The 25,014-nt window shown below is 72.0% G+C and carries 22 protein-coding genes; 12 read left to right on the top strand and 10 right to left on the bottom strand.

What is annotated here, in order from left to right; genetic code table 11:
• Positions 1 to 35: 35 nt before the first annotated feature.
• Positions 36 to 1,991, top strand: coding sequence for a phosphocholine-specific phospholipase C (locus Afe05nite_RS15870; RefSeq protein ID WP_203817871.1), 1,956 nt, complete (start codon positions 36 to 38; stop codon positions 1,989 to 1,991).
• A 98-nt stretch (positions 1,992 to 2,089) separates the two neighbouring features.
• Here the strand turns inward: Afe05nite_RS15870 and Afe05nite_RS15865 are convergent, their stop codons facing one another.
• Positions 2,090 to 2,848: an SDR family oxidoreductase gene (locus Afe05nite_RS15865; protein WP_203817870.1), complete on the bottom strand. Its 759-nt coding sequence runs from the start codon at positions 2,846 to 2,848 to the stop codon at positions 2,090 to 2,092.
• 59 nt (positions 2,849 to 2,907) lie between these two features.
• Between Afe05nite_RS15865 and Afe05nite_RS15860 the strand changes: the two genes are divergently transcribed.
• Positions 2,908 to 3,750, top strand: a complete 843-nt coding sequence (locus tag Afe05nite_RS15860; RefSeq protein WP_203817869.1) for a sigma factor — start codon at positions 2,908 to 2,910, stop codon at positions 3,748 to 3,750.
• Between the two features lie 30 nt (positions 3,751 to 3,780).
• Entirely contained in the window at positions 3,781 to 4,935 is a 1,155-nt protein-coding gene (locus Afe05nite_RS15855) for an MFS transporter (RefSeq protein WP_203817868.1), read from the top strand.
• A gap of 7 nt (positions 4,936 to 4,942) precedes the next feature.
• On the opposite strand, the gene Afe05nite_RS15850 is transcribed toward Afe05nite_RS15855, so the two are convergent.
• Together Afe05nite_RS15850 and Afe05nite_RS15845 are read right to left on the bottom strand one after the other, a co-directional pair.
• Complete coding sequence (locus Afe05nite_RS15850) at positions 4,943 to 5,932, bottom strand: polysaccharide deacetylase family protein (protein ID WP_203817867.1); 990 nt, start codon at positions 5,930 to 5,932, stop codon at positions 4,943 to 4,945.
• A gap of 55 nt (positions 5,933 to 5,987) precedes the next feature.
• Positions 5,988 to 7,331, bottom strand: coding sequence for a ferredoxin reductase family protein (locus tag Afe05nite_RS15845; RefSeq protein ID WP_203817866.1), 1,344 nt, complete (start codon positions 7,329 to 7,331; stop codon positions 5,988 to 5,990).
• A gap of 529 nt (positions 7,332 to 7,860) precedes the next feature.
• Between Afe05nite_RS15845 and Afe05nite_RS15840 the strand changes: the two genes are divergently transcribed.
• Complete coding sequence (locus tag Afe05nite_RS15840; RefSeq protein ID WP_239117846.1) at positions 7,861 to 9,312, top strand: D-alanyl-D-alanine carboxypeptidase family protein; 1,452 nt, start codon at positions 7,861 to 7,863, stop codon at positions 9,310 to 9,312.
• Positions 9,313 to 9,393: 81 nt separating this feature from the next.
• Here the strand turns inward: Afe05nite_RS15840 and Afe05nite_RS15835 are convergent, their stop codons facing one another.
• Positions 9,394 to 10,047 carry a dienelactone hydrolase family protein gene (locus Afe05nite_RS15835; RefSeq protein ID WP_203817865.1) on the bottom strand — a complete coding sequence of 218 codons (654 nt, stop codon included), beginning with the start codon at positions 10,045 to 10,047 and terminating at the stop codon, positions 9,394 to 9,396.
• A gap of 96 nt (positions 10,048 to 10,143) precedes the next feature.
• Positions 10,144 to 10,611 carry a QsdR family transcriptional regulator gene (locus Afe05nite_RS15830; RefSeq protein WP_203817864.1) on the bottom strand — a complete coding sequence of 156 codons (468 nt, stop codon included), beginning with the start codon at positions 10,609 to 10,611 and terminating at the stop codon, positions 10,144 to 10,146.
• Between the two features lie 286 nt (positions 10,612 to 10,897).
• Between Afe05nite_RS15830 and Afe05nite_RS15825 the strand changes: the two genes are divergently transcribed.
• Both Afe05nite_RS15825 and Afe05nite_RS15820 read left to right on the top strand, forming a co-directional pair.
• On the top strand, positions 10,898 to 11,800 hold the full coding sequence (locus Afe05nite_RS15825; RefSeq protein WP_203817863.1) for an alpha/beta hydrolase family protein: 903 nt from the start codon (positions 10,898 to 10,900) through the stop codon (positions 11,798 to 11,800).
• A gap of 588 nt (positions 11,801 to 12,388) precedes the next feature.
• Positions 12,389 to 12,958, top strand: a complete 570-nt coding sequence (locus Afe05nite_RS15820; protein WP_203817862.1) for a TetR/AcrR family transcriptional regulator — start codon at positions 12,389 to 12,391, stop codon at positions 12,956 to 12,958.
• Positions 12,959 to 12,983: 25 nt separating this feature from the next.
• Here Afe05nite_RS15820 and Afe05nite_RS15815 read toward each other — a convergent pair whose 3' ends face one another.
• Complete coding sequence (locus tag Afe05nite_RS15815; protein ID WP_203817861.1) at positions 12,984 to 13,379, bottom strand: SRPBCC family protein; 396 nt, start codon at positions 13,377 to 13,379, stop codon at positions 12,984 to 12,986.
• Positions 13,380 to 13,497: 118 nt separating this feature from the next.
• Between Afe05nite_RS15815 and Afe05nite_RS15810 the strand changes: the two genes are divergently transcribed.
• The gene (locus tag Afe05nite_RS15810; RefSeq protein WP_239117845.1) at positions 13,498 to 14,553 is read left to right on the top strand and encodes an aldo/keto reductase; all 1,056 of its coding nucleotides are present in this window, start codon (positions 13,498 to 13,500) and stop codon (positions 14,551 to 14,553) included.
• A gap of 50 nt (positions 14,554 to 14,603) precedes the next feature.
• Here the strand turns inward: Afe05nite_RS15810 and ald are convergent, their stop codons facing one another.
• Positions 14,604 to 15,719 (bottom strand): alanine dehydrogenase, encoded by a 1,116-nt coding sequence (ald, locus tag Afe05nite_RS15805; protein ID WP_203817860.1) that lies wholly within the window; start codon positions 15,717 to 15,719, stop codon positions 14,604 to 14,606.
• A gap of 131 nt (positions 15,720 to 15,850) precedes the next feature.
• On the opposite strand from ald, the gene Afe05nite_RS15800 reads away from it, so the two are divergent.
• A complete protein-coding gene (locus Afe05nite_RS15800) occupies positions 15,851 to 16,318 on the top strand; it encodes an Lrp/AsnC family transcriptional regulator (RefSeq protein WP_203817859.1) in 468 nt (155 codons plus the stop codon).
• Here the strand turns inward: Afe05nite_RS15800 and Afe05nite_RS15795 are convergent.
• Positions 16,315 to 17,178 carry a response regulator gene (locus Afe05nite_RS15795; protein WP_203817858.1) on the bottom strand — a complete coding sequence of 288 codons (864 nt, stop codon included), beginning with the start codon at positions 17,176 to 17,178 and terminating at the stop codon, positions 16,315 to 16,317. The genes Afe05nite_RS15800 and Afe05nite_RS15795 overlap by 4 nt on opposite strands.
• A gap of 187 nt (positions 17,179 to 17,365) precedes the next feature.
• On the opposite strand from Afe05nite_RS15795, the gene Afe05nite_RS15790 reads away from it, so the two are divergent.
• The 4 genes from Afe05nite_RS15790 (at position 17,366) to Afe05nite_RS15775 (ending at position 21,309) form a co-directional block, all read left to right on the top strand.
• A complete protein-coding gene (locus Afe05nite_RS15790) occupies positions 17,366 to 18,589 on the top strand; it encodes a GAF domain-containing sensor histidine kinase (protein ID WP_203817857.1) in 1,224 nt (407 codons plus the stop codon).
• A gap of 63 nt (positions 18,590 to 18,652) precedes the next feature.
• Positions 18,653 to 20,032: a M36 family metallopeptidase gene (locus Afe05nite_RS15785; protein ID WP_239117844.1), complete on the top strand. Its 1,380-nt coding sequence runs from the start codon at positions 18,653 to 18,655 to the stop codon at positions 20,030 to 20,032.
• 83 nt (positions 20,033 to 20,115) lie between these two features.
• Positions 20,116 to 20,535 carry a hypothetical protein gene (locus Afe05nite_RS15780; RefSeq protein WP_203817856.1) on the top strand — a complete coding sequence of 140 codons (420 nt, stop codon included), beginning with the start codon at positions 20,116 to 20,118 and terminating at the stop codon, positions 20,533 to 20,535.
• A gap of 93 nt (positions 20,536 to 20,628) precedes the next feature.
• Positions 20,629 to 21,309, top strand: a complete 681-nt coding sequence (locus Afe05nite_RS15775) for a hypothetical protein (protein WP_203817855.1) — start codon at positions 20,629 to 20,631, stop codon at positions 21,307 to 21,309.
• Positions 21,310 to 21,371: 62 nt separating this feature from the next.
• Here the strand turns inward: Afe05nite_RS15775 and Afe05nite_RS15770 are convergent, their stop codons facing one another.
• Positions 21,372 to 23,012, bottom strand: coding sequence for a cellulase family glycosylhydrolase (locus Afe05nite_RS15770; RefSeq protein ID WP_203817854.1), 1,641 nt, complete (start codon positions 23,010 to 23,012; stop codon positions 21,372 to 21,374).
• 32 nt (positions 23,013 to 23,044) lie between these two features.
• Positions 23,045 to 24,808, bottom strand: coding sequence for a glycoside hydrolase family 3 C-terminal domain-containing protein (locus tag Afe05nite_RS15765; RefSeq protein ID WP_203817853.1), 1,764 nt, complete (start codon positions 24,806 to 24,808; stop codon positions 23,045 to 23,047).
• Positions 24,809 to 25,014: the final 206 nt, after the last annotated feature.

The raw sequence follows: 25,014 nt of genomic DNA, 5'->3' as shown, positions 1-25,014 counted from the left end.
TTTCCGCCGGCCGGGCCGGGTCGAGACTGGCCGGCATGGAACGCATCAACCGCCGCGGATTCCTCACGCTCGCCGGTGGCGCCACCGCCATGGCCGCGCTGTCGCCGAGCATCGCCCGCGCCGCGGCCGTCCCGGCCGACCGCCGCACCGGCACGATCGCCGACGTCGAGCACATCGTGGTCCTCATGCAGGAGAACCGCTCCTTCGACCACTACTTCGGGGCGTTGCGCGGCGTCCGCGGGTTCGGTGACCGCACCCCCGTGACGCTGCCCGACGGCAATCCGGTGTGGAACCAGGACGGCGTCCTGCCGTTCCGGCCCGACGGCGACGACCTGGGCATGCGGTTCCTGCAGGACCTGCCGCACGGCTGGAACGACGGCCACCAGGCGTTCAACGGCGGACGGTACGACAGGTGGGTCCCGGCCAAGTCGGCGACCACGATGGCCTACCTGACCCGGGACGACATCCCGTTCCACTACGCGCTCGCCGACAACTTCACCGTCTGCGACGCGTACCACTGCAGCCTGATGGGTCCGACCGACCCGAACCGCTACTACATGTGGACCGGTTACACCGGCAACGACGGGACGGGCGGCGGCCCGGTCGTGACCAACGACGAGCTCGGCTACGACTGGACGACCTACCCGGAGCGGCTCGAGGCGGCCGGCGTCTCGTGGAAGATCTACCAGGACGTCGGCGACGGACTGGACGCGGCCGGTTCCTGGGGCTGGACGGCGGACCCGTTCATCGGCAACTACGGCGACAACTCGCTGCTCTACTTCGACAAGTACCGCGAGGCCGCGCCCGGCTCGCCGCTCTTCGAGAAGGCGCGCACCGGCACGAACCTCAAGGCCGGCGAGGACATGTTCGCCCCGCTGCGCGACGACGTGCTGACCGGCAAGCTGCCGCAGGTGTCCTGGATCGTCGCGCCCGAGGCGTACACGGAACACCCGAACTGGCCGGCGAACTACGGCGCCTGGTACATCGCGCAGGTGCTCGACGCGCTCACCGCCGACCCCAAGGTCTGGGCGAGGACGGCACTGTTCATCACGTACGACGAGAACGACGGTTTCTACGACCATGTCGTCCCGCCCTACCCGACCGCCGGCAACTCCACCGTCGACCTGCGCGACGAGTTCCGGGCGGCCGAAGGCGGACACGTCGCCGGCCCGTACGGCCTCGGCCAGCGCGTCCCGATGCTCGTCGTCTCGCCCTGGAGCACCGGGGGTTTCGTCTGCTCGGAGACCTTCGACCACACCTCGATCGTGCGCTTCGTGGAGAAACGGTTCGGTGTGCGCGAACCCAACATCTCGCCGTGGCGGCGCGCGATCTGCGGCGACCTCACGGCCGCCTTCGATTTCGGCAAGACCCGCCCGGCGACGCCCGCACTGCCCGACACCTCGGCGTACGCGCCCGCCGACCGCCGCCGGCACCCCGACTTCGTCCCGCAGCCCCCGGCCTCGCCAGAACTGCCGGCACCCGAGCCCGGCGTACGCCCGGCCCGCCCCCTGCGCTACGACCTGGCCGCCGACGCCCGGTACGCCGCCGGTCAGCTGCGGGTGACGTTCGCCAGCCGCGGCGACGCCGGAGCCGTGTTCTACGTGACCGAGGCCGATGGCGAGCCACGCACCTACACGGCCGCCGCCCGTACGCACCTGACCGGGATCTGGCCGGACACCTCCGACATCACGGTGCACGGCCCGAACGGCTTTCTGCGCCGCTTCCGGGGCAACGGCGTCGAGGCCACCATCCGCGACACCCGGCTGACCCTGGCCAACCCGTCGGCCCGGCCCACCCGCGTCGTGCTGACCGACGCCTACGGCGGCGAGCACACCGTGGTCCGCCTCAACCCGGGCCAGAGCCAGGTCCGCCACGTGCCGCGGCACCACGACTGGTACGACCTGTCGGTGACGAGCGACCTCGACCCCCACTACGTCCGCCGCCTGGTCGGTCACCTCGAAACCGGCGCCCCGGGAGTAAGCCAGCCCTGACGCGATGGCAACGGGCGCACCGGTCGCGCGGTTCACACCCTCGTGCCGGCGCCCGCCGAGGCGGCGGCGGACGCCGTGCGCGGCCCCGGTCGCGACCCCTACCGGGTGGACTGAGCCGCGGTGGACAGGAAGTCCTCCCAGGTCACGGTGCCGAGGTCGGCGCCCGCCAGGGGCAGGTTGGCCCCGGACCGCACCGCCCGGTAGGCGCCGCCCGCGCCCCGCAAGGACACGATCGCCCGGCGCCGGCCGGTTGCTCGCAGGTAGGTGCGGAACAGCTCGGCCATGGCGTACGGGCGGGGGCCGGCCAGCTCCGGCACGAGGCCCGCCGGTTCGCCCAGCGCCAGCCCCACCAGCCGGGCCGCCACCTCGGCGGTGTCGACCGGCTGGAAGTGGACGCCGGCGAAGGCGGGCATCACCGGGAGCCGCGCGGCACCGCGGGCGAGGTTGCGGGTCAGATCGTGGAACTGGGTGGCGCGCAACATCGTCCACGGCAGTGCCGAATTCTCGATGACGAGTTCCGCGTCGCGCTTCTCGGCGAAGTAGCCGAAGCCGCCGCGGTCGACGGCGGTGCGCACCGGAATCCGTTCACATCCGACCACCGAGATGTGGACGAGGTGCGGGCGGCCGGCCCGCTCGGCCGCGCGGACCAGGGTGCGGGCCTTGTCGCCGTCGCCGGTCCGGGAGCCGGCCAGATGGAGCACGGTGTGCACGCCGGCCAGGGCGGCGTCCACGTTCCGGCCGGTGGCGAGGTCCGCGCCGTGGCCGCGGCTGAGGATCCGCACCTCGTGGCCGGCCCGTCGCAGCAGCGGGACCACGTGGGCGCCGAGCGTGCCGGTGCCGCCGGTGACCAGGATCATTTTCTCTCCCATCGTCGGGGTGTCACCGGGATGACCCGCGCCGCCGGGAGAATGTGACGATGCTGGTCGACGAGTTCGAGGCGGAGCGGCCGCGGTTGCGCGCGGTGGCGTACCGGATGCTCGGTTCCCTCGCCGAGGCCGACGACGCCCTGCAGGACGCCTGGCTGCGGGCCGACCGGGCCGGCGCCGAGGGGGTACGCAACGTGCCCGGCTGGCTGACCACGATCGTCGGCCGGGTCTGCCTGAACCTGTTGCGGGCCCGGCAGTCCCGGCCGCAGACGCGGCTGCCCGACCCGGTGGTGAGCCCGGCCGCCGGCCCCGACCCCGAGCAGCGGGCGCTGCTGGCCGACGCGGTGGGCCTGGCCCTGCAGGTCGTGCTGGGTTCGCTCAACCCGGACGAGCGGCTCGCGTTCGTGCTGCACGACATGTTCGCGGTGCCGTTCGACGACGTCGCTGTGCTGCTCGAGCGCACGCCGGCGGCCACCCGGCAACTGGCCGGGCGGGCCCGCCGCCGGGTCCGGGACACCGCGCCCGCGCCGATGCCCGATCTGGCCCGTCAACGGGCGGCGGTCGACGCCTTCTTCGCGGCCGCCCGGGACGGCGACTTCGGCGCGCTGCTCGAGGTGCTGCACCCCGACGTGGTGCTGCGCGCCGACGGCGGCCCCGACCGGCCACATTTCACCGTGGTGCTGCGTGGCGCCCGCGACGTGGCCGGCGAGGCGAGGCGTTTCGGCCGGCTGGCCGGTCTGGTCGGGCCGGTGCTGATCAACGGGACGGCCGGCATCCTGGTGCGCTCCGGCGAGCAGGTGCTGGCCGTGATGGCGTTCACCGTCCACGACGACCGGATCGTGGCGATCCACGTTCTCAACGACCCGGCGCGACTCCGCGCGCTGATCGAGTAGGAACGGCCCGTCATGGGGTAGGAACCGGGGGTGCCGTTCTTCTCGCTGGCTGCCGCCGTCCTGCTGCTCGGCGTCGCCGACTCGATGTGGGGCTCGTACGTGGTGCTGTTCGCGGCCGACGAGGCGCACCTGAGCCCGATCCGGATCGGCGTGCTCGCGTCGTGCACCGCGATCGGCGGCATCGTCGTGGCGTGGCTGCTCGGCAGGCGTTTCGACAGGCGCCCGGCGCGCCGCTACACGGTGCTCGTCACCGTCGGCTGCGCGATCGCGTTCACGATCCTGACCCGCACCACCGCGTTCCCGGTCTTCCTGCTGCTGGCCCTCACCCTGCTCGGCGGGGTCGGGGCGGCCTTCCCGCAGTTGTTCTCGCTCGCCCGCGCGGTCCTCGGGGACGGACCGGCGGCCCAGCGATCGGCCCCGCTGCTGCGCTCGGTGTGGTCGCTGGCCTGGGCGATCGGCCCGCTTCTGGGCGCGCTAGTGCTGGCGCACGGCGGTTACCCCGTACTCCTCTGGTCGGCCGCCGCCGCTCTGCTGCTCGCCGCCGCCGCCACCCTCTCGGTGCCGAGGCCGCCGGCGAGGCCGTCGGCCGCCGCCGAGGGCGAGCGGGCCGGCGACGCCCCACCGGTCCGGGTGGTGGTCCTGCTCACCGCGAGTGTCACGCTGTTCTTCACGGCGATGTACGCCGGATCGGTGACCCTGCCGCTGTTCGTCACCCGGGGCCTCGACCGCCCGGATTCCGCCGTCGGCATCCTCTACAGCGTGTGCGCCGCGGTGGAGGTCGTCGCGGCGCTGGTCCTCGCCGCCCTGCCGCCCCGGGTCGGCCAGCGGCTGCTGATCCTGGGCGGCATGCTCGCGTTCGTCGTCCACTTCGCCCTCACGATGCTGGCCGACGGCATGCCTCTGCTGCTGGTCGGGCAGATCTTCCGGGGCGTCGCGATCGCGGTGGTGGGCGCGGCCGGGATCCGCTACTTCCAGGATCTGCTCGCCCCGGCGACCGGGCGGGCCACCACCCTGTTCGCCAACGCGGCGACGGCCGGCCTGCTGGTCGCCGGCGTCCTGGCGGGCGCCTCGGTGGGCGCGTTCGGCTATGTCTGGACGCTGGCGCTGTGCGGGGTGGCGGCGATCGCGGGGGCGGTCGCCTTCGGGATCGGCTCGGCGAGCCGGCAGCCACGGGTGACGGCCTGACCGGGGCTCATCCGAGCGGGCTCGACGACCGGCTCGGCGGCGGGCCCGCCGCCGGACTCGTCGGCGGGCTCGCCGGGGTGGCCAGGGACGCCCCGGGCACGTAGTCCTCCAGCAGCGCCGGGGTCAGGCCCGCCCGGTGCATCGCGGTGAGCGCGGCCAGGAAGTCCTTGACGAAGGCCGGCCGGAAGTGCATCAGGATGATGTCGCCGCGCTGCACCGTCTTGAGTTCCTCCTGGTAACGCACCTTGCCCTTGTCGACGGTCTCCTTCCACATGAAAGCGGCCGTCATGCCGCACTGCTTGGCGACCCGCAGCGTCGTGGTGTCCTTGTCGCCGAACGGCGGGCGGAACAGCACCGGCCGGCGGCCGTACCACTGGGCGAGCCGGTCGGCGCCGTCGCAGATCTGGTGGTGCTGGAACTCGGCGGAGCGCCCGGCCAGTTCCGGGTGCGAGATCGTGTGCGCCTCGATCACCGCGCCGTAGGAGCGCAACCGGTCGAAGAAGGCCGGATCGTCGTGGATGGCGTCGGTGGTCAGGAACAGCGTGACCGGGATCCGCGCCGCCGCGAACAGCTTCTCGGCCTCCGGGTTCTTCAGGAAGCCGTCGTCGATGGTCAGGAACGCGACCGGCTGGGTCACCGGGATCCGGGACAGGAACGGCACCTGGTCACCCGGCGCAAGGACGATCGGTTCCGGCGCCGGTGGCGGAAGGAACCTGGGTACGTCGCTGAGCTTCCAGCCGACCGGGGGAGCCAGAAGTGAACTCGGTGTCGGCATGCCCGAGGTGACCCCGATCGGCCCGCCCGGCGTGGTCGTGTCCAGGGTGGGCCCGGACCAGGCCGGGGTGGGCGTCACGGGCGGCGCGGCCGGAGGCGCGGTCGTGGGCGCCGCCGCCGGCCGCAGTGCCTGGCCGGCGCTCCACCCGCCGACCGCCGGCACCAGCACCAGGGCCGCGACGGCCGCGCCCCAGGCGATGCGGCGCCGCGTCAGCTTGATCACGCGGGGCAGGTTACTCGCCCGGCGCAACTCGCCGCAGGCGGTTCGCGGGTGGTGCTCAGCTCGCCAGCCGGAAGGTCTCGGCGTGCTGCTGGGCCGCCGGGACCTCGAGCTCACGCAGGCTGCGCCGGACGGCGTCGGTCATCCGGGCCGGGCCGCACACGAACACGTCCCGCTCGACGATGTCCGGGACCCGGGCCAGCAGGGCTTCGGGACTGAACGGCCGGTTCCGCTCGTCGGTCGGGCCGGTCAGCAGGTCGAGCCGGGCGCCGCGGATCTGCGCGAGGTTCGTCAGCTCGCCCAGCAGGACGGCCTCGGCCCGGTCCCGCACCCGGTAGAGCACCACGATGTCGCCGGGCAGCTGATCGTCCTCCAGCAGGGCCCGGATCGGGGTGATGCCGATGCCGCCGGCGATCAGCAGCGTCTTGCCGGTCACCCGCTGGGCGGCGGTGAACGCCCCGTACGGTCCCTCGGCGTACACCCGGGTGCCGATCGGCAGCCGCCGCAGGCCCGCGCTGGTCTCCCCGATGCCTTTCGCCGTCAGCCGCAGCGCGTGGCCGTCCGGCGCCGCGGAGAGGGAGAACGGGTTGACCTGCCACCATCGGTTGTGACCGAGGAACCGCCACAGGAAGAACTGACCCGCCCGCGCCTCGAGGCGGCCCAGATCCTGCCCGGTGAGATAGACCGACACCACGTCGTCGGTCTCGGGGACCACCGCGGCGACCCGCAGCCGGTGCCGGGCGTTGCGCACGAGCGGCACGAACAGGCGGCCGGTCAGCAGGGCGCCCAGTGCGAAGGCCCACAGGCCCCACCAGTACACCTGGGTGAGGATGTTGCTCTTGAACGCCGACCCCTCGTAGATCTGGTGCACGATGCCGAGCGCCACCACCGCGTACACCAGCAGGTGCACCGCGTGCCAGGTCTCGTAGGACAGCCGGCGACGGGCGAGCCGCACCGACAGCGCGGCCACGACCACCACCAGCCCGGCGGCGATCATGCCGAGCAGCACCGGCATCTGCTTCGCCAGGTTGGGGATCTCGCCGAGGAACGAGATCCGGTCGAGCCGCGCGTAGCCCAGCAGCACGAACGTCGGGTGCAGCAGGACCAGCCAGAACAGGGTGAACCCGGTCCACCGGTGCCAGGTGGTCAGCCGGTCCATCCCGATCCGCCGGTCCAGGAACGGCAGCCGGGCGATCAGGAGCAGCTGCAGCGCCATCAGGAACGCCAGGTGCAGCCCGAAGAACCGGCCGACCGAGGTCAGCGTGTTGTGCGCGGCGGTCGCCGGGGTGCTCAGCATCAACTCGACGATCACCAGGTTGGCCAGCAGAAACACCCAGAGGGCCAGGCGCGCCGTGCGGGCGGCGGAGTAGGGGCGGGTGGGCTGCGCGCTGACGGCGATCATCCGATTCTCCTGACGCGGGCCGGCCGGCATGAACCACAGGTAGCCGACGTAGGGTCGTCGCGCTGTCGGACCGCTGACAAGTGGGTTGGCGCGGGCCGGGAATACTGGTCGGGCGCCCGGGGCGACTCCGGGTCGGATGAGGAGCGGTGCAATGACGCGGGCGGCCGGGCCGGGGGACGCAACCACGCCGGGGGACCACGGCGACGAGCCATCGGCAAAAGGCTCGGCGCGGGTCCCCGCAGGCGACGGACCGCCTGCTCAACGATCTGACGGGTACGCGGCAGGCCGGGCCGGCGCGCCGGAACCGCCGACGCTCGTTCAGCCCGGCCCGCCGTCGCCGGTCCGGCCGGGCCCGACGCCCGCGTCGTTCGGCGCCGCTCGGGTGCCGGGCGAGGAGGCCACGGTCCAGTTGCGCCCGGACCCGCCTCGGTCACCGGACCCGTCCCCAGCATCGGCCCCTTCGCACTCATCGGGCCCGTCGCAGTCATCGGCCCCGTCTCGCTCCGCCGCTGCGGACGAGACCCAGCCGTTGCCGGTCTCCGCGCCGCCCCGCAGCGGGCGGGCGCCGGTGGTGCCGGCCCAGGGCGGGCGCGCTGCCATGCCGGCCCAGGGCGGGCGCGCTTCGGTCGTGCCGGCCCAGGGTGGGCGCGCTTCGGTGTCCCCGCCGGCTCCGGAACGCGCGCAGATCGCGGCTCGGGCGGCGGTCGCCCCGCCGGTCGCGCCGGTGCATTTCGCGCCGCAGGGGAGCGGGACAGGAGTCAAGAAGCCGAAGAGGCGGAAACGCGTACTCCTGGCCGTACTTCTGCCGCTTCTTCTGCTTCTGGGTCTTTTGGGGGGTGGGGTCGCCGCTCAGCTCCAGCGCGGGCTACCGGCGGCCACCCTCACCACCGAGGTCGCGGCGACGCTGAAGATTCCGGGGGCCCTGCCCGCCATTCCGTGGCCCGCCAAAGGGTCGGCCGAACTGCTCGTCGAGGGAATGGGGCGGCTCGGCGGATCGGGGGACGACGATCCGGAGCCGATCGGCAGTGTGGCCAAGGTGATGACGGCCTATCTGATTCTCAAGAATCATCCGCTCAGTGGCGCCGCGGAGGGCCCGACCATCACGGTGACCAGCGCGGACGTGGCCGATTACAACGCCCGGATTCCGCTCGGGCAGTCGCTCGTGCCGGTGACCGTCGGCGAGCGGATGACCGAGCGGGACGCGCTCGAAGCGCTGATGCTGCCGTCGGCCAACAATGTGGCGCACATGCTCGGTGTCTGGGATTCCGGGTCGGAGGCGGCGTTCCTCGAGAAGATGAACGCCGCGGCCGGGGAACTGGGCATGACCGGCACGCATTACACCGATCCGTCGGGTTATCTGCCCACCACCATCAGCACGGCGGCCGATCAGGTCACGCTGGCCCGGGCGGCGCTCAAGGACCAGGTGTTCGCCGACATCGTGGCGATGCCGTCGGCCCGGATCCCGGTCGCCGGGACGATCAAGAACTACAACGATCTGCTCGGTGAACAGGGCGTCTTCGGCATCAAGACCGGCTCGACCGGGGAGGCCGGCGGCAACCTGGTCTTCGCGGCCCACCTCAGCGTGGGCGGCCGGACACTCACGGTCGTCGGGGCGGTGTTCAACCAGCCGGGCGCGCACACCCCCGAGCAACTGGCGAACGTCAACAGCGTCGTCCGGAAACTGCTCAAAGCCGTACGCGGCATCGTGAAGGAGTACGTGCTCCTCGCGGACAAGACAGTGGGCCAGATCAAGACCGCCTGGGGTGCGGCGGCGCCGGTCAGTCCGGCCGGGCCGCTCAAGGTCGTCGGCTGGCCGGGACTGGCGGTCAAGGTCACCACCACGACGTCGGCCCCGGGCTCGGGGGTCACCTCCGGCCAGGTGGTCGGCGCGGTGCAGGCCTCCGGCGTACGGGTGGATCTGTCGGCGGACGCGGCGACGGCCGCCCCGAGCTTCTGGTGGAAGGTGACCCGCAGGCCTTGACCAGCGCCCGCCCGCGGGGGAGGCGGGGCCCGGCCCGGTGACGGCGCACCCGCCGGTCGAGCTCGTCGCGGTCGGCGAAGATCAGCGGAGGTGGGTGGCGAACCAGGTGCCGGCCTCCTCGGCCACGATCTCGAGCGCGTGCGGCTCCTCGAACAGGTGGGTCGCGCCCGGCACGATCCGCAGTTCGGCGGTCCCGGTCATGGTGTCGCGGGCCTGTTCGTTGAGCTCGACCACCGGCAGGTCCCGCTCGCCCACGATCAGCAGCGTCGGGGCCTCGACCTGGGGCAGTGCCGGTCCGGCCAGGTCGGGCCGGCCACCCCGGGAGACGACCGCGTGCACCTCGTCGGGGCGCTCCGCCGCGGCGACGAGGGCGGCCGCCGCCCCGGTGCTGGCCCCGAACAGGCCGACCGGCAGGGTGCGGGTGTCGGGCCGCTCACCGAGCCGGTCGACCAGGCCGGTCAGCCGGTCGGCGAGCAGCCCGATGTCGAACCGCAGCTGGTGGGTCTGCACCTCGCTCACCTCCTCCTCATGGGTGAGCAGGTCCACCAGGAGGGTGCCGAGACCGCGCTTGTTCAGCGCCCCGGCGACGTGGCGGTTGCGAGGGCTGTGCCGTGAACTGCCGCTGCCGTGCGCGAACAGGACCACGCCGTGCGCGCCGGCGGGCAGGTGCAGGTCACCTTCGAGCTCGGTGCCCGCGGTGGGAAAACCCAGGGTGGAGGTCGTAGCCGTCGGCATGACCGTCGACTACCCCGCGCAGTTGGTCCTATACGTCCGACTTAAGTGCTTCGTCGGCTCGGAGCGCCGCACCCCCGTACCTCATCGGGCCCGGGGTCATCCGAGCAGGGCGCGCAGAGCGCGCTCGGCGACCGGGAAGCCGACCTCCCGGCCGGTGAACAATTCGCTGTAGAGCACCGACTCCATGATCCGCACGTAAAGGAAGGCCTGGTCGAACAGGTCGGCCTCGGCGTGGGCGGCGCCGGCCTCGACGAAGATGTCGCGCTGGGTCAGGACCGCGCGGCGGTGCACCTCGCCCGACGGGGTGAACAGGACCCGGGCGGCGGTCTGCGGCTCGTCGTCGACGAACCGGCGCATCGGGCGGGACCCGCGCAGCTTGTCGTGGAACCGCCGGGACACCTCGAGCACGCCGTCGACGCCACACGTCCGCCGGCGCGTGCGGGCCCGGGCGAGGGTGCGGTCGCCGAGCGCCCAGAGCGCGTCGCCGAGCAGCGCGTCCCGGCTCCCCGCGACCCGGTAGAGCGTGGCCCGGCTGATCGCCAATTGCGTCGCCAGCGAATCCATGTCGAGCGATCCGTGGGCTCCGAATTGGCGCACCGCACCCCGTACGACATCGCCGTGGGAAATCACCCGGCGCGCATTACTGTCCGTTTTGTCCCCCCTGCGGATGGGCCTGGACTTCGGTGAACACCGGCGGAGCCGATTCGGTTCAATGCGATTTTCGCTCTTGCGACGGCCGTCTCACGACAGCCTTGCCATTCGACCGGCGGCCGAATGCGAACCGTATGAGCGGCTACCGGATCCGGATTTCCGACTATCGAGATTTTCCGACAATCGTGGGGAGAAGCTCATGCGAGAACCGAGAAGGAAGCTCCGCACCATCGCCGGCGCCGCCGCGGGGCTGGCCCTGGCCGCCACCGCCGTCACCCTGATCCCCCGAGCCGACGCCGCGACGTCCTCGCCTCAGCGCGCCGAGATCGCGGCGGCCTCGTTCCAGCGGGGGCCGAACCCGTCGGCCGCGAGCATCCGCGCCACCACCGGGCCGTTCGCGATCAGCCGCACCGGCGTCGCCCGATCGAGCGTGTCCGGCTTCGGCGGCGGCGACATCTACGCGCCCACCGACACCAGTCAGGGCACTTTCGGCGCGGTCGCGATCGCCCCCGGCTTCACCGCGACCCGCAGCAGTCTGGCCTGGCTGGCGCCGCGGATCGCGTCGCAGGGCTTCGTGGTCTTCAACATCGACACGCTGACCACCTCGGACCAGCCCGCCACTCGCGGCCGTCAGCTGCTCGCCGCACTCGACTTCCTGACCGGGCAGAGCGCCGTGCGCACCCGCATCGACAAGAACCGCCTGGCCGTCATGGGTCACTCGATGGGTGGCGGCGGAACCCTGGAGGCCGCTCGCTCGAGAGCCTCGCTCAAGGCCGCCGTGCCGCTCACCCCGTGGGACCTGACCAAGAACTTCTCCACCGTCAAGGTGCCCACCATGATCATTGGAGCCCAGTCCGACACCATCGCGCCGGTGCGGCAACACTCCGAGCGGTTCTTCAGCAGCCTGCCGGACGCGGGTTACCTCGAACTGGCCGGAGCCTCCCACTTCGCCCCCAACGTCCCGAACACCACCATCGCCTCGACGAGCGTGGCCTGGCTGAAGCGCTTCGTCGACGAGGACACCCGGTTCGAGCAGTTCCTCTGCCCCGGCCCGGCGTCCGGGGTCAGCCGGTACGAGGTGGACTGCCCGCTGCGCGGATGACCCCGCCGCGGTGATCGGGTGGCTCACGAGCGGCTGAGCGCCACTCCGATGAACAGTCCGTAGAAGATCATCAGGCCCGCGATCAGGGCCATGTCCATGCCGCGTCGTTCCAGGAGGTCCCGCATACCTGACCAACGATCATCGGGCGCCGGAATCTCGATCGTTCCTCCGATCGGGGTTCCGGTACTCCTTTCGGGGGCCGGTCGAAGGCCGCCCACCGTCGTCACGTACCGTGCTGGACGGCTCACTCCACAAAGGACGAGTCGATCTCCGGCTCCGCACCACCGTCAGACCTAGCCTCCTAGGATGGTTTAAGGGGTGTGCGGGGGCCGACACGGCAGGCGTCCACGGGCGACGGTGATCCCGACGACCGGACCCTCGCCGTGAGTGCGCTCTCCGGCGCGAGCGGGCCTTGTGACGGTGCAAGCAGGCTCGGGACGGGTGCAAGCAGCCTCGGGACGGCGCGCGGCCGGGCTCGGTCAGGCAGGCGGGGCTGCACCGGGGCTCGGCGGCGGGGGTGAGGTGACCTCGCGACAGGGGCCGTCGGGGGATCGGCGGCGAAATCGGTGACGGCGGAGGGGGCGGCGCGTGGAGCAGGGCGTACGGGAGTTGATGATCGACGGGGCGGTGCGGCTGCTCGGCCGGCACGGGCTGCAGGGTACGTCGTTCACCGAGGTGCTGGCGGCGACCGGGACCCCTCGCGGGTCGATCTACCACCATTTTCCCGGCGGCAAGGAGCAGCTCGTCGGGGCCGCGCTGGAGGCGGCCGGAGCGGAGACTCTGCAGGGGCTGGGCGGGCTCAAGGGGGCCGATCCGGAGCGGGTCGCGCAGCGCTACGTCGGACTCTGGCGTGACCTGCTCGTGCGGAGCCGGACCGGGGCCGGCTCGGCGGTCCTGGCCGTCACGGTGGCCACGCGGTCGGAGGAGATGCTCACCCGGGCGGCGGCCGTCTTCCGGTCGTGGCGCGAGCGGCTGACCGAGCTCCTCGCCGACGGCGGCCATCCCGACCCGGCCGGGTTCGCCGCGACGCTGGTGGCGGCCTGCGAGGGGGCCGTGGTGCTGTCCCGGGCCGAGCGCTCGCTGGAACCGTTCGACGCCGTCGCGGCGTTCCTGCTGGCCGAGGCCCGCGACGCGACCCCTCGCGGGAGCGGCGGCTGAGGCCGCGGCGCCCGGGGCCGCCCGGTCAGCGCTCGAGGAGTGCCTTGAGGCGGGCCAGGTCGGCGGCGACCAGTCCGGTGTCGCGGGCGAAGTCCTCGTCGGAGGTGCCGGGGGCGCGGCGCACGCTGAAGACGATCTCGCAGCCGTCGCCGTAGGGCACCACGCGCAGCGGGTTCAAGAAGGACTCGCCGCCGGGGAAGGTGGCGACGTGGTCGAGCACGCCGACGTCGTTGGCCGGGGCGAACACGACCTTGACCAGGCCGTCGGGGATCTCGACGAACCACGCGCCGTCGATCCGGGTGACGTTCTCGCCGAGGCCGTGCGCCCACGTCGGGAGGTTCTCCGGGTTCGAGACGTAGGCGTACACGTCGTCGGCGGGCCGGTCGATGCGTTCGGCCACGTGTGCGGTGTCGCTGGGCATGGCCGCCATTCAACCAAAGATCCGCTCGAGGTCCACCGGACCCGGTCACGCATTCGGTGGACAAGAACGGGTACGCGGGTGAGGCTGGCAAACGGTTACACGCACTGCGGAGAGGGCGATGACGATGCAGTACCGGCAGCTTGGACGGACGGGCCTTCGGGTCTCGACGTTCACTCTGGGCACGATGGGCTTCGGCGGCACCGGATGGGCGACCCCGGTCGGTCAGCTCGACGTCGGGGCGGCCAAGGAGGAGATCGAGATCGCCAAGGCCGCGGGGGTCAATCTGATCGACACCGCGGACGTCTACTCGGCCGGCCTGTCCGAGGAGATCATCGGCAAGGCGCTCGGCGACACCCGCGAGGACTGGCTGATCGCGACGAAGGTACGCATGCCGATGGGGGAGGGCCCGAACGACGCCGGTCTGTCCCGGCACCACATCGTCCGGGGGGCGGAGGCCAGCCTGAAGCGGCTGGGGACCGACTACATCGACCTCTATCAGGTGCACGAGTGGGACGGGCAGACTCCGCTCGAGGAGACCCTGACCGCGCTCGACGACCTGGTGCGTGCCGGCAAGGTCCGGTACGTGGGCTGTTCGAACTACGCGGCCTGGCAGATGACCAAGGCGCTGGGCGTGTCGGCCAAGCACGACCTGGAGCGGTTCGCGAGCACTCAGGTCTACTACTCGCTGCAGTCGCGCGACGTCGAGACGGAGATCGTCCCGGCCTGCCTCGACGGTGGCGTCGGCATCCTGGTGTGGAGCCCGATCGCCGGTGGGCTGCTGTCCGGCAAGTACCGGCGCGGGGTCCAGGCCCCGGCCGGCAGTCGGCACCTGTCGGAGTGGTCGGAGCCGCCGATCCACGACGAGGACAAGCTGTACGACACGATCGAGCTGGCCGTGAAGATCGGTGAGTCGCACGGGGTGTCGGCGGCCCAGGTGGCCCTCGCGTACATCGTGCAGAAGCCGGGGGTGACCTCGGTGGTGGTCGGCGCGCGCACCAACGACCAGCTGCGGGACAACCTCGCGGCGGCCGATCTGGTGCTCACCGAGGACGAGGTCAAGGCGCTCGACGACGTGAGCGGCGAGCCGCTGCGCTACCCGTTCTGGCACCAGCGCAACACCAGCTCCGACCGGCTGAGCCCGGCTGACCTGTCGCAGATCCAGAAATACCTGTAGGCACGGAAAGGGCGCCCGGAGCACAGTGCTCCGGGCGCCCGGTCCGGCGGTCAGGCGAGGACCGAGTCGACCTCGACCGAAGGGAGGCCCAGCGCTTCACCGACCGAGGCGTTGGTGAGCCGGCCGGCGTGGATGTTGAGGCCGAGAGCGAGCGCGGGGTCCTGCCGCAGGGCGTCCGGCCAGCCGAGGTCGGCCAGGCGCAGGGCGTACGGCAGGGTGGCGTTCGTCAGGGCGTAGGTGGAGGTGTTCGGCACCGCGCCGGGCATGTTCGCCACGCAGTAGAACACCGCGTCGTGCACCCGGTAGACCGGGTCCTCGTGGGTGGTGGCGTGCGAGTCCTCGAAGCAGCCGCCCTGGTCGATGGCGATGTCGACGAGCACCGCGCCCGGCTTCATCCGCTTGACGAGGTCGTTCGAGACGAGCGTGGGGGCCTTGGCGCCGGGCACGAGCACCGCGCCGATCACCATGTCGGCCTCGAGCACCGACTGCTCGATCGCGTAGGAGCTGGACACCAGGGTCTTGATCCGGCCGCCGAACTGGGCGTCGATCTGCCGCAGCCGGGGGATGCTCAGGTCGAGCACGGTGACGTCGGCGCCCATGCCGAGCGCGATCGTGGCCGCGTTGACGCCGGACACGCCCCCGCCGATGACAGTGATCTGGGCCGGGCTGACGCCCGGGACCCCGCCGGGGAGCACGCCGCGACCGCCCGAGTTGCGCATCAGCGAGTACGCCCCGACCTGCGGGGCGAGTCGGCCGGCCACCTCGGACATCGGGGCGAGCAGCGGTAGCGAACCGTCGGCGAGTTGCACCGTCTCGTAGGCGATGGCGGTGGTCCCGCTGTCGAGGAGAGCTTTCGTGCCGGCCGCGTCGGCGGCCAGGTGCAGGTAGGTGAAGACGACCTGCCCGGCGCGCAGGCGGTGGTACTCCGCCGCGATCGGCTCCTTGACCTTGAGCAGCAGGTCGGCCCGGCCCCATACGCTGTCGGCGTCCGGCACGATGTCGGCGCCCGCGCCGGCGTAGTCGGCGTCGGTGATCGACGAGCCGGCCCCGGCGCCGGCCTGGATGAGCACCCGGTGCCCGCGGCGGACGAACTCGGCCACTCCGGCCGGGGTGATGGCCACCCGGTATTCGTGGTTCTTGACCTCGGTCGGCACGCCGATGTGCATTGCGGGGGTCCTTTCGACCAGTGGCGGTTCGTGGGATCAGAGTGAAATGATGTGCAGATCCCCGCAATGGGGCCGAAGAAGATTCTGCCGAGAAGCGTGTGGCGGAACATCATGCGGGCAGGGTGCGGATCATGACCGATCTACCGAATGATCTTCGGGGACTTGATCACGTCGATCTGGACCTGCTGGCCCTGCTCGAGGTCGACGGGCGGATGCCCAACAACGCTCTCGCCGAACGGGTCGGGATCGCCCCGTCGACGTGCCTGACCCGCGTCCGCCGGCTGCGTGAGCTCGGCGCCATCCGGGGCTTCCACGCCGACGTCGACCCGGCCTGGATCGGTCGGCCGATCCAGGCCATGATCGCCGTTCGCATCCGGTCGGACGCGCGGGACGCGATCGGCAAGTTCGCGGAGTCGCTGGCCGGCATCCCGGCCGTACGCGATGTCTATTTCGTCTCCGGGTCCTACGACTTCCTGCTGCACGTGGCCACGGCTGACGTCGCCGACCTGCGCACGATAATCACCGAGCGGCTCAGCGGCACCCACCTCGTCGCGGGCACCGAGACGCACCTGATCTTCGAGCACCGGCGCGGGAGTTAGCGCCGCTTGTCGATCAGCCTCATCACCCGGGGCGCGGCCGCGAGCAGCGTGTCGAGGGTCCGGCCGGAGAAGCGGCGCGGCGCCGTGTCCATCACCGCCATCGCCGCCACGACCAGGCCCTCCGGCGAATGCAGCGGGATCGCGGCATAGGACCGGACGGCCGAGAACGTGACCATCGGGATGTCCTTGAAGATCGGGTCGGCGCTCAGGTCGTCGAAGAGCAGCGGCCGGTTGGTGCCGGCCAGCACGCCGCACGGGGTCCACTCGACAGGCGCCCCGCCCGCCTCGACGATCAGGTCGGGCAGCCCGACCGAGGCGACGTTCTGCAGGGTGGTGTCGAGCACCAGGCCGACCGCGGCGCTCGGCGCACCGGTCGCCTCGGCCAGGTTGGCGATCTCCATGGCCAGGCTCAGCTCGTCGACCGGGTCGGGCTCGTCGAGCAGCCGGGCCACCGCGGCGAGACGCGCCGGGTCGGTGAGCGCCCGCCCCGCGGTCAGCCGCCGGTCGCCGGTGGAACTGAGCAGGTCCCGGGCCACGTCGGCGATCTGCCGGAACGGGATCGGCTTGTTCAGCACCTGGTCGAAGACCTCACGGGCCCCGGCCGGCGCGGACGCCGACAACATCATCATCGGCACCGCCGCGGTCGCGCCGTCGGCACGCAGCCGGCGGCCCACGTCGAGACCGGACATGCCGGGCATCCCATGATCGAGGATCACCAGGTCGGGGTGGCACTCGGCAACCATCTGCAGAGCGCGCGGGCCGGTCCCGGCCAGGTGTACGACGTGCCCGGCCCGCACCAGCGTGGTGGCCAGCAGGCCCGCGACATCGGCGTCATCCTCGGCGGCGACGATTACGGCCATCTCAACCCGTCCCTTCATCATGTTTCAGCAGCCCGAACTGTAGAAGCCGGCGGGGGCCGGAGAAGTGTGACGAGGTTGCGAACGGGTTGTCGCCGGTCGCACCGGTCGTGCACCCCGGTTAACACTCAGCAGCGGCGGCGAGCGGCCGAGTGGACCTTTGAAGCTCGATCCGCCGGAGGTCTCGCACATGTCGGACATGTTGGTCGCGGACGGAGCGCTGGAGCAGCAGCGCCTGGCCGCCCTGCACAACTACGAGGTGCTCTACAGCGCCCCGGAGGCCGACTTCGACGACATCGCGGTGCTGGCCGCCCAGTTGTGCCGCACCCCGACCGCCGCGATCAGCCTGGTCACCGGCGAACGCCAGTGGCTCAAGGCCAGCATCGGGCTCGGCACCATCTGCGACATCGCCCGCAAGCATTCGTTCTGCACGCACGCCATGACCGCGGGCGAGGTCATGCAGGTGCCCGACGCCCGGCTCGACCCGCGCTTCCGCAACAATCCGCTGGTGGTCGGCGAGCCGTACGTCCGGTTCTACGCCGGCGCCCCGCTGGTCACGGTCGACGGCCAGCCGCTCGGCACCCTCTGCGTGCTCGACTTCGAGCCACGCCTGCTCAGCCCGGCCGAGTGCACCGGCCTGCGCACCCTCGCCCGGCACGTGATGGCCCAGCTCGAACTGCGCCAGTACGCCCGCGGGCTGGACGCGGCCAACGAGCGGGTGCGCGACGCCGACCGGATCAAGGACGAGTTCATCTCCCGTGTCACGCACGAGCTGCGTACGCCGCTGACCTCGATCAACGGTTACCTGGAGGTGCTCGGCGACCCGGCCGTGCCGGCCCAGGAGAACCAGCGGTTCCTCGACCGCATCAAACGCAACTCCGACCGCCTGATGGCCCTGGTCGACGACATCCTGCTGGCCGCCCAGGCCGGGCAGAGCACACTCGTGCTCGACCGCATCGTCATCGACCTCGCCGAACTGGCCCGCAACGCGGTGGCCCGCAACCTGGTGCTGGCCCGCGGCCGGGGCCTGGACCTCGCCGCCGAGGCCACCGAGCCGGTGATGGTGCGGGCCGACCTGCAACGCATCGGGCAGGCGCTGGAACGACTCGTGCTCAATGCGGTGAAGTTCACCCCGCGCGGCTGGGTCACCGTACGGGCGTCGGTGGACGGCGACGACGCGGTTCTGGAGGTACGCGACACCGGCATCGGCATCAGCCCGGCCGACCAGCAGCGGGTCCTCGCCCCGTTCCGCCGGTCCGCCGCCGCCGAACGGCAGGAGGTGCAGGGCGCCGGTCTCGGCCTGAGCATCGTCAAGGCCATCGTCGACGCGCACGGCGGCGTGCTGGCCGTCGACAGCGACACCGGCCACGGCACCTCCATCGCCATCCGGCTGCCCCGCCAGGACGCTTGTTGATCATTTATACATTTGCATAGATGCTAGGGTCCCCACGCTGAGGAACCAACGTGGGGAGTTTCCTTGAACAAGCCGATCCGCGTGCTCGCGCCCCTGGTCACGATCGGTCTGGTAATCACCGGCGGCACCGCGGCCCAGGCCGCCCCGGCCGACCTTACGAAGATCCAGACACGCCAGTCGCTGCTGGGCTCGCACACCTGGTACCAACAGACCTACCGGGGGATCCCGGTCTTCGGCGGCTTCTACGCCACACACACCTCCGCCGGGCAGACGACCGTCGACGACGGCCGCCGCACGATCACCGGCCTCCCCGACGCGACCGCCTCGCTGACCGCCCGGACCGCGCGGTCGAAGGTCGCCGGCCGGCTCGGCGAGCAGCCCGTCCGCGCCGAACTGGTGATCGTGCCCGGCAACCCGGCCAAGCTCGCCTGGATGACGATGACGCCGACGGTCAAAGGCACGGTGCGCACCCTGACCGACGCCGACTCGGGCGCCGTGCTCCAGGAGAAGAACACCGTGCGGCACGCCGACGGCAGGGGCCGGGTCTTCGACCCCAACCCGGTGGTCAAGCTGCAGAACGAGGCACTGACCGACGACGACGACGCCGACGGGCCGCAGTTCGCCCGCGCCTACCGCACGGTCAAGCTCACCGACCTCGACAAGGGCAAGGACACCCTGCAGGGCGCGTACGCCTACAACGTCAGCGACGACCAGGTCCGCTCCGCCGCCCGCAGCTACCTGTTCAACCGGTCCCAGGCCGGGTTCGAGCAGGTCATGGCCTATTACAGCATCACCGGCACGCAGAACTACATCCACCGCCTCGGGTTCCGGGACGTCAACGACGAGCCGCAGGACTTCGCCACCACCGGCTTCGAGGACGACAACTCGTACTACGACGGTGCGGCCGACCAGATCACCTTCGGCACCGGGGGCGTCGACGACGCCGAGGACGACGAGGTCATCTGGCACGAGTACGGCCACGCCATCCAGGACGACCAGGTGCCCGGCTTCGGCGAGTCGGCCGAGGCCGGCGCGATCGGCGAGGGCTTCGGCGACTACTGGGCGGTCACCATGTCCCAGGCGACGAGCCCCGACACCGCGGTCACCCCGTGGGCGTGCGTGATGGACTGGGACTCGACCTCGTACACCGACACCGTCCCGCACTGCCTGCGCCGCACCGACGGTCCCAAGCTCTACCCGGGCGACCTCGACGGCGAAGTGCACGACGACGGCGAGATCTGGTCGCACGCCCTCTGGGACGTCAACCGCGCCCTCGGCCGCACCGTGGCCAACCGGGTGATCCTCGAGTCCCAGTTCTTCTACCACCCGACGATCACCATGCCGCAGGCCGCCCAGCGCGCGGTGGCCACCGCCCTGGTCCTGTACGGCCCGGCGGTCGCCGCCAAGACCCGCTCCGCCTTCCACGCCCGAGGCATCCTCTAGCCGCAACCGAACGGCAACGCGTCTCGCAACCGGGCGGCACCCGGGCGGGGGAACGGTTGAGCTCCCCCACCGAGGAGTTGCCCGTGCGTTTCCGACGCGTTGCCGTCGCAGCGGCCCTGATCACCACCGCCGTCACCGTCCCCACCGCCGCCCTGGCCGCGCCGCCGCCCGCCGCGCCGCCGGCCGCCGCCGCGCCGCCCACGGCCGCCGCCGCGCCTGCCTCCGCGGTGGGGTCGGCCGCCGTGCGGGCTCGGTCGAGGCCGTCGCGTTTCTCGGCCAACGGGACCGTCACCGCCCTGTCGGGCCGCGCCGTGACCATCGCGGTCAGCCGCTCCGGCAACCTCACCGTCTCGGTGGCCGCGGACGCCCGCATCCGGGTCAACGGCCGCAACGCCGCCGTCACCGACCTGGGCGCCGGCTTCAGCATCACGGTCAACGGCATCCGCTCCGGCTCCGACTACGTCGCCTCCCGCATCGAGGCCCGTGGCCGCCGGACGAAGTAGGCGTTCATCGGCACCCTGATGGCAACCGGGGGCGAACCGCCCGGCACCCGGCGGGCGTGACCATCGAACTACCCCCCGATCAAGGAGTTGAACGTGCGTCTTCGCCGTATTGCTGTTGCCGCGGCCCTGGCCACCGCTGTCGTGGTGCCGTCGGCTGCCACTGTTGCTGTCGCCGCTTACGGGAACGGCGGGGTGGCGGTGGCCGCCAAACCGTCCGCCAAGCCCTCCGTCAAGCCGGCGAAGAAGAGCAAGTTCGAGGCGGCCGGCACGGTCACCGCGGTCAGCGGCAGCGCCGTGACCGTCAAGGTGAACGGGAAGAACAAGGGTTCGATCACCGTGACCGTGGCGGCGAACGCCCGGATCCGGGTCAACGGCAAGGCCGCCCGGGTCGGTGACCTCGGCGTCGGATTCGGGATCACGGTGAGCGGCACCCGGACCGGCGGCGACTACCTGGCGGCCCGCGTCGAGGCGCGCGGCAAGAAGGTGGTCAAGCCCGGCCCGACGGTGCGGCCGACCTCGAGCCCCACGGCCGGCCCGACCCCGAGCCCGTCGGTCAGCCCGTCGGACGACCCGACGGCGAGCCCGTCCGACGACCCGACCGACGGCCCGTCCGACGACCCCACGGGGGAGCCGTCGGACGGGCCGACCGGCAACGCGTCAGACGATCCGACCGGCGGCCCGAGCGAGAGCCCGACGGTGAGCCCGGCGCCGGGCGCGTCGGCGTCCGGCGACTCGGGGCACCACGGCAACGGCGGGCACGGAGCCGACGACTAGTCCCGCCGGGACGGGGTGGGCGGTGCGGACCAGCCCGGTCGGCCCGCACCGCCCGATCATGCTCAGGCGCAAGCCGCGCCGTTGAGCTTCACCGACGACGGAGTGGCGGCGGTGCCGTTGGCGGTGAAGCCGACGGTCACCGACGCGCCCGCGGCCAGCGACGACGCGTAGGAGGGGGCCGCCGCGGTCACCGACGTCCCGCTCTGCGTCACCGTCGCGTTCCAGCTGCTGACCAGGGTCACGCCGGAGGGCCAGGCCCACGTCGCCGACCACGGGTTGACCGCGGCGGTGCCGGTGTTCTTGATCGTCAGCGAGCCCTGGAAGCCGCCCTGCCACGCGTTGTCCTGCTTGTAGGTCAGCGCGCAGGCACCCGAGCCGGTGGACGGCGAGGTGGACGCGGTCGGCGAGACGGTGGGCGAGACCGTGGGCGAGGCGGTGGTCGAGCCGGTGGGTGAAACGGTCGGGGAGGAGGTCCCCCCGGCCGGGACCGGCGCGATCAGGTACGGCGAGATGATCGCCTGCTTGGCCTGGTTGACGGTCGTCCAGTCGTCGTTCGCGATGCCGCCCGTGTCACCCGAGTTGGGGTTCCACGACCAGTAGGTGAACGACATCCCGTTGACCCCGGTGCCGGTGTACTTGAGCAGCTCGGTCAGCCACACCTTGTCGATGTTGCTGGTCAGCGTGGTGCCGAACTCGCCCATCATGATCGGCGCGATGTTCTGCTTGTAGAGGTAGCCCCAGTACTTGTCCCAGATCGCCGGCATGTTCGCCGGGTAGGCCGGGTCGTCGAACCACTTCTGGTGGTAGACCGAGGTGGCGTACTCGTGCGGGGAGTAGACCAGGCGGTTGGCCACCGACAGGCGTACCGGATATTGGCCCGCCTTGGACAGGTTGCCGCCCCACCAGCCGCAGTCCTCGTCGTTGCTGGTGTCGTTGTCCCACACGTCGGACAGGCCGCCGCTCGGGCACGACACCCCCTCCACGAAGATCAGCCAGTTCGGCTGCACCGAGAGGATCGCGTTGCCGGCGCGCTCGGCGGCGAGGCGCCAGTCCCGCTCCTGGACGCCGCAGCCCCAGCAGGACCCGGTCGCGGCCGGGTTGGTGCCCTCGGCGTGCGGTTCGTTGTGCAGGTCGGCGCCGATCACCGTGGTGTTGCCGGCGTACCGCTGCGCGAGGGACTTCCAGTTGGCGATCCAGGTGCTCTCCGGGACGGCCGCGGTGTACCAGAGGGCGGTCTGCCCGGCCGCTGTCGGGCGGTGCCGGTCGAGGATGACCCGCATGCCCTTGCTGCCGGAGTAGGCGATCACCTTGTCGAGGATCTGCAGCGGCGACAGGCCGACCAGGTCCGGGTTGACGAAGTCGTTGATGCCGGAGGCGGTGGCGCCGGGCTTCAACGCGTCGTCGGAGAACGGGATGCGCAGCGTGTTGTAGCCCAGCGAGGCCATCGTGTCGAGCTGGCCCCGCCAGGTGTTGCTGGCCCAGAGACCGTGGAAGGTCTTGTTGTCGGTCTCCATGCCGAACCAGTTGATGCCGGTCAGGCGGACCGTCGCACCGGTGCTGTCGACGATCTTGTTGCCGTTGGTGTGCAGGTAGCCGGTGCCGGTTCCGCCGGTGGCGGCGTCGGCCGGCATGGCCACCGCGGTGATGAGGCCGGCCGCGAGGGCGCCGGCTGCGGCCGCCGCGAGGGCGACACGTCGGATCATCGGGACTCCAAGGGTGGGGGGAACGGGGAGTATCACGTAACGGCGCAGGTGCTGTCACGTGTCTTGCATCCGCCGGTGTCCGGGACGGTCACCACCAGCGGAGTCGAGGGGGCCGAGCGGTTGCCGGCTTTGTCGCGCGCGACCACGGTGAACTGGTGCACGCCGGGGGAGAGGCGGCCGATCGGGAACGTGACCGCGGTGGTCGTGCCGATCAGCCCGTTGTCCCGCAGCACGTCGTAGCCGTCGAGCCCACTGCCACCGGTGTCGGTCGCGGGCGTCCAGCGCAGCTCGAGGGTGGTCGCGGCGGGGGTGCCGGGCGAGCTGGGCGGGGCGGCGTCGGTCGCGTCGGCGTCGAAGGTCAGCCCATAGCCGTACGCGTGGAGCGTGGCCTCGGCATCGCCGACGTGCACCGGTTCCCGGGTGGTGGACGCCGGCCACGGCACCGGCAGCCGTCCGGTCGGTGCGTAGTCGCCGAACAGCACGTCCGCGACGCCCGCCCCCGCGCTGCCGGGCAGCCACGCCGCGACGAACGCCGCCCACCCGGACTCCAGGGACGCGACGTCCATCGGCTGCCCGGAGACCAGCACCACGATGACCGGCACCCCGGCCGCGCGCAGCTTTGCCAGCACCGCCCGGTCCTCGTCGTCGAGGCCCGGCCCGCCGGGGCGGTCCGCCTCGGGCCGGGCGCCGGGGGTCTCGCCGAGCACCGCGACAGCGGCCCGGTAGGTGCCGTCGACGCCCTCGCCGGCCCGGTCGTAGGTGACCGTGGTGCCGGAGCCGGCGACGTCGCGGATGCCCCGCAGGACGGTGGTGCCGTCGGCGCCGTTCGAGCCCGGCCCCGGGGCGGTCCGGCCGCCCGCCTGGTGGCCGAGGTCGTCGGCGTTCCGGCCGGCCACGAACAGCTTCCCGCCGTTCTTCGCCAGCGGCAGCACCCCGTCGTTGCGCAGCAGCACCTGCGACTCGCGGACGGCCTGGCGGGCCAGCTCGCGGTGCTCGGCGCGGCCGGCCGGGCGGGTCGGTGAGCGGTCCGCGTACGGGTGGTCGAAGAGCCCCAGCGCGAGTTTTCCGCGCAGGATGCGCCGGTTGGCGTCGTCGATGCGCGACATCGGGATCTCGCCCGTGTCGACCGCGGCCCGCAGCTCGGTCAGGAACACCGGCCAGTCATGCGGCACCGTCACCATGTCGAGTCCGGCGTTGACCGCGGTGACGATCTCGGCCCGGGTGAAGCCGGGCCGGCCGTCGATCCGGTCGACGCCCGCCCGGTCCGAGACCACGAAGCCGGTGAACCCGAGCTCGGTCTTGAGCACGCCGGTGGCCGGGAACTCCTCGGCGTGCGACGGGACCTCGTTGCGGCGGGACAACGAGACCGTCACCGCCCCGGCCCCGGTGACCTCCTCGGCGGTGGCCGTGCCGACGCGCCGCACCAGGTCGGGGTCGCCGGTGGCGGCGAGGCCGAGGTCGTTCGGGAAGATCGTCGAGCCGGGAGCGGCGCCCGCCCCGGACAGAAGGGGAATTTTTCGCGGTGTCGCCAGAGCGGCGTCCTGGTAGGCGGCATAGCTGTCGTCCCACCCGGCCGGCGCGTCGCCGGCGAGCACCGAGCCCAGCCGGTAGTGCTTCACCTGGTCGGGAGTGACGGCGGCGCGCTCGACCTGAACCATCTGGCCCAGCTTGTCGGGCAGGCTCATCCGGGACATCAACCCATCGACCGTCGTGCCCGTCCTGGCCGGCCCGCAGGTCGACGCCAGCATCAGGGCGGCGACCAGCGCCCCCGCGGTGCGACGCTTTCCTGCTCCCATGACCGATCTCCACTGAAGGTAATTAATGTGAAGACATGGTGTCATGGGAGCGCTCCCATCTCAATATTTGCTAGCGTGCCCGCGTGAAGTCGATCGTCGATCTTCGCCTGTAGCGGGGGAACCGCACATTTCGCAGGAACGGAGATTGACCTACATGGGTACTAGGGTTTGCCCGCCTCGATCATGTCCTGGGCTGCATGGGGCAG

Source organism: Paractinoplanes ferrugineus (genome assembly GCF_016862195.1).
In the GTDB taxonomy this organism is placed as follows: domain Bacteria; phylum Actinomycetota; class Actinomycetes; order Mycobacteriales; family Micromonosporaceae; genus Actinoplanes; species Actinoplanes ferrugineus.
This window is presented reverse-complemented; position numbering and strand designations above follow the sequence as displayed.

What these genes read in the sequence shown, in the direction of transcription:
- Afe05nite_RS15845 (WP_203817866.1), bottom strand. Translation starts at nt 7,331, where the DNA reads ATGATCGCCGTCAGCGCGCAGCCCACCCGCCCCTACTCCGCCGCCCGC.
- Afe05nite_RS15800 (WP_203817859.1), top strand. Translation starts at nt 15,851, where the DNA reads ATGACCGATCTACCGAATGATCTTCGGGGACTTGATCACGTCGATCTG.
- Afe05nite_RS15865 (WP_203817870.1), bottom strand. Translation starts at nt 2,848, where the DNA reads ATGATCCTGGTCACCGGCGGCACCGGCACGCTCGGCGCCCACGTGGTC.
- Afe05nite_RS15860 (WP_203817869.1), top strand. Translation starts at nt 2,908, where the DNA reads ATGCTGGTCGACGAGTTCGAGGCGGAGCGGCCGCGGTTGCGCGCGGTG.
- Afe05nite_RS15815 (WP_203817861.1), bottom strand. Translation starts at nt 13,379, where the DNA reads ATGCCCAGCGACACCGCACACGTGGCCGAACGCATCGACCGGCCCGCC.
- Afe05nite_RS15835 (WP_203817865.1), bottom strand. Translation starts at nt 10,047, where the DNA reads ATGCCGACGGCTACGACCTCCACCCTGGGTTTTCCCACCGCGGGCACC.
- Afe05nite_RS15870 (WP_203817871.1), top strand. Translation starts at nt 36, where the DNA reads ATGGAACGCATCAACCGCCGCGGATTCCTCACGCTCGCCGGTGGCGCC.
- Afe05nite_RS15790 (WP_203817857.1), top strand. Translation starts at nt 17,366, where the DNA reads ATGTCGGACATGTTGGTCGCGGACGGAGCGCTGGAGCAGCAGCGCCTG.
- Afe05nite_RS15825 (WP_203817863.1), top strand. Translation starts at nt 10,898, where the DNA reads ATGCGAGAACCGAGAAGGAAGCTCCGCACCATCGCCGGCGCCGCCGCG.
- Afe05nite_RS15795 (WP_203817858.1), bottom strand. Translation starts at nt 17,178, where the DNA reads ATGGCCGTAATCGTCGCCGCCGAGGATGACGCCGATGTCGCGGGCCTG.
- Afe05nite_RS15765 (WP_203817853.1), bottom strand. Translation starts at nt 24,808, where the DNA reads ATGGGAGCAGGAAAGCGTCGCACCGCGGGGGCGCTGGTCGCCGCCCTG.
- Afe05nite_RS15770 (WP_203817854.1), bottom strand. Translation starts at nt 23,012, where the DNA reads ATGATCCGACGTGTCGCCCTCGCGGCGGCCGCAGCCGGCGCCCTCGCG.
- Afe05nite_RS15830 (WP_203817864.1), bottom strand. Translation starts at nt 10,611, where the DNA reads ATGGATTCGCTGGCGACGCAATTGGCGATCAGCCGGGCCACGCTCTAC.
- Afe05nite_RS15810 (WP_239117845.1), top strand. Translation starts at nt 13,498, where the DNA reads ATGACGATGCAGTACCGGCAGCTTGGACGGACGGGCCTTCGGGTCTCG.
- ald (WP_203817860.1), bottom strand. Translation starts at nt 15,719, where the DNA reads ATGCACATCGGCGTGCCGACCGAGGTCAAGAACCACGAATACCGGGTG.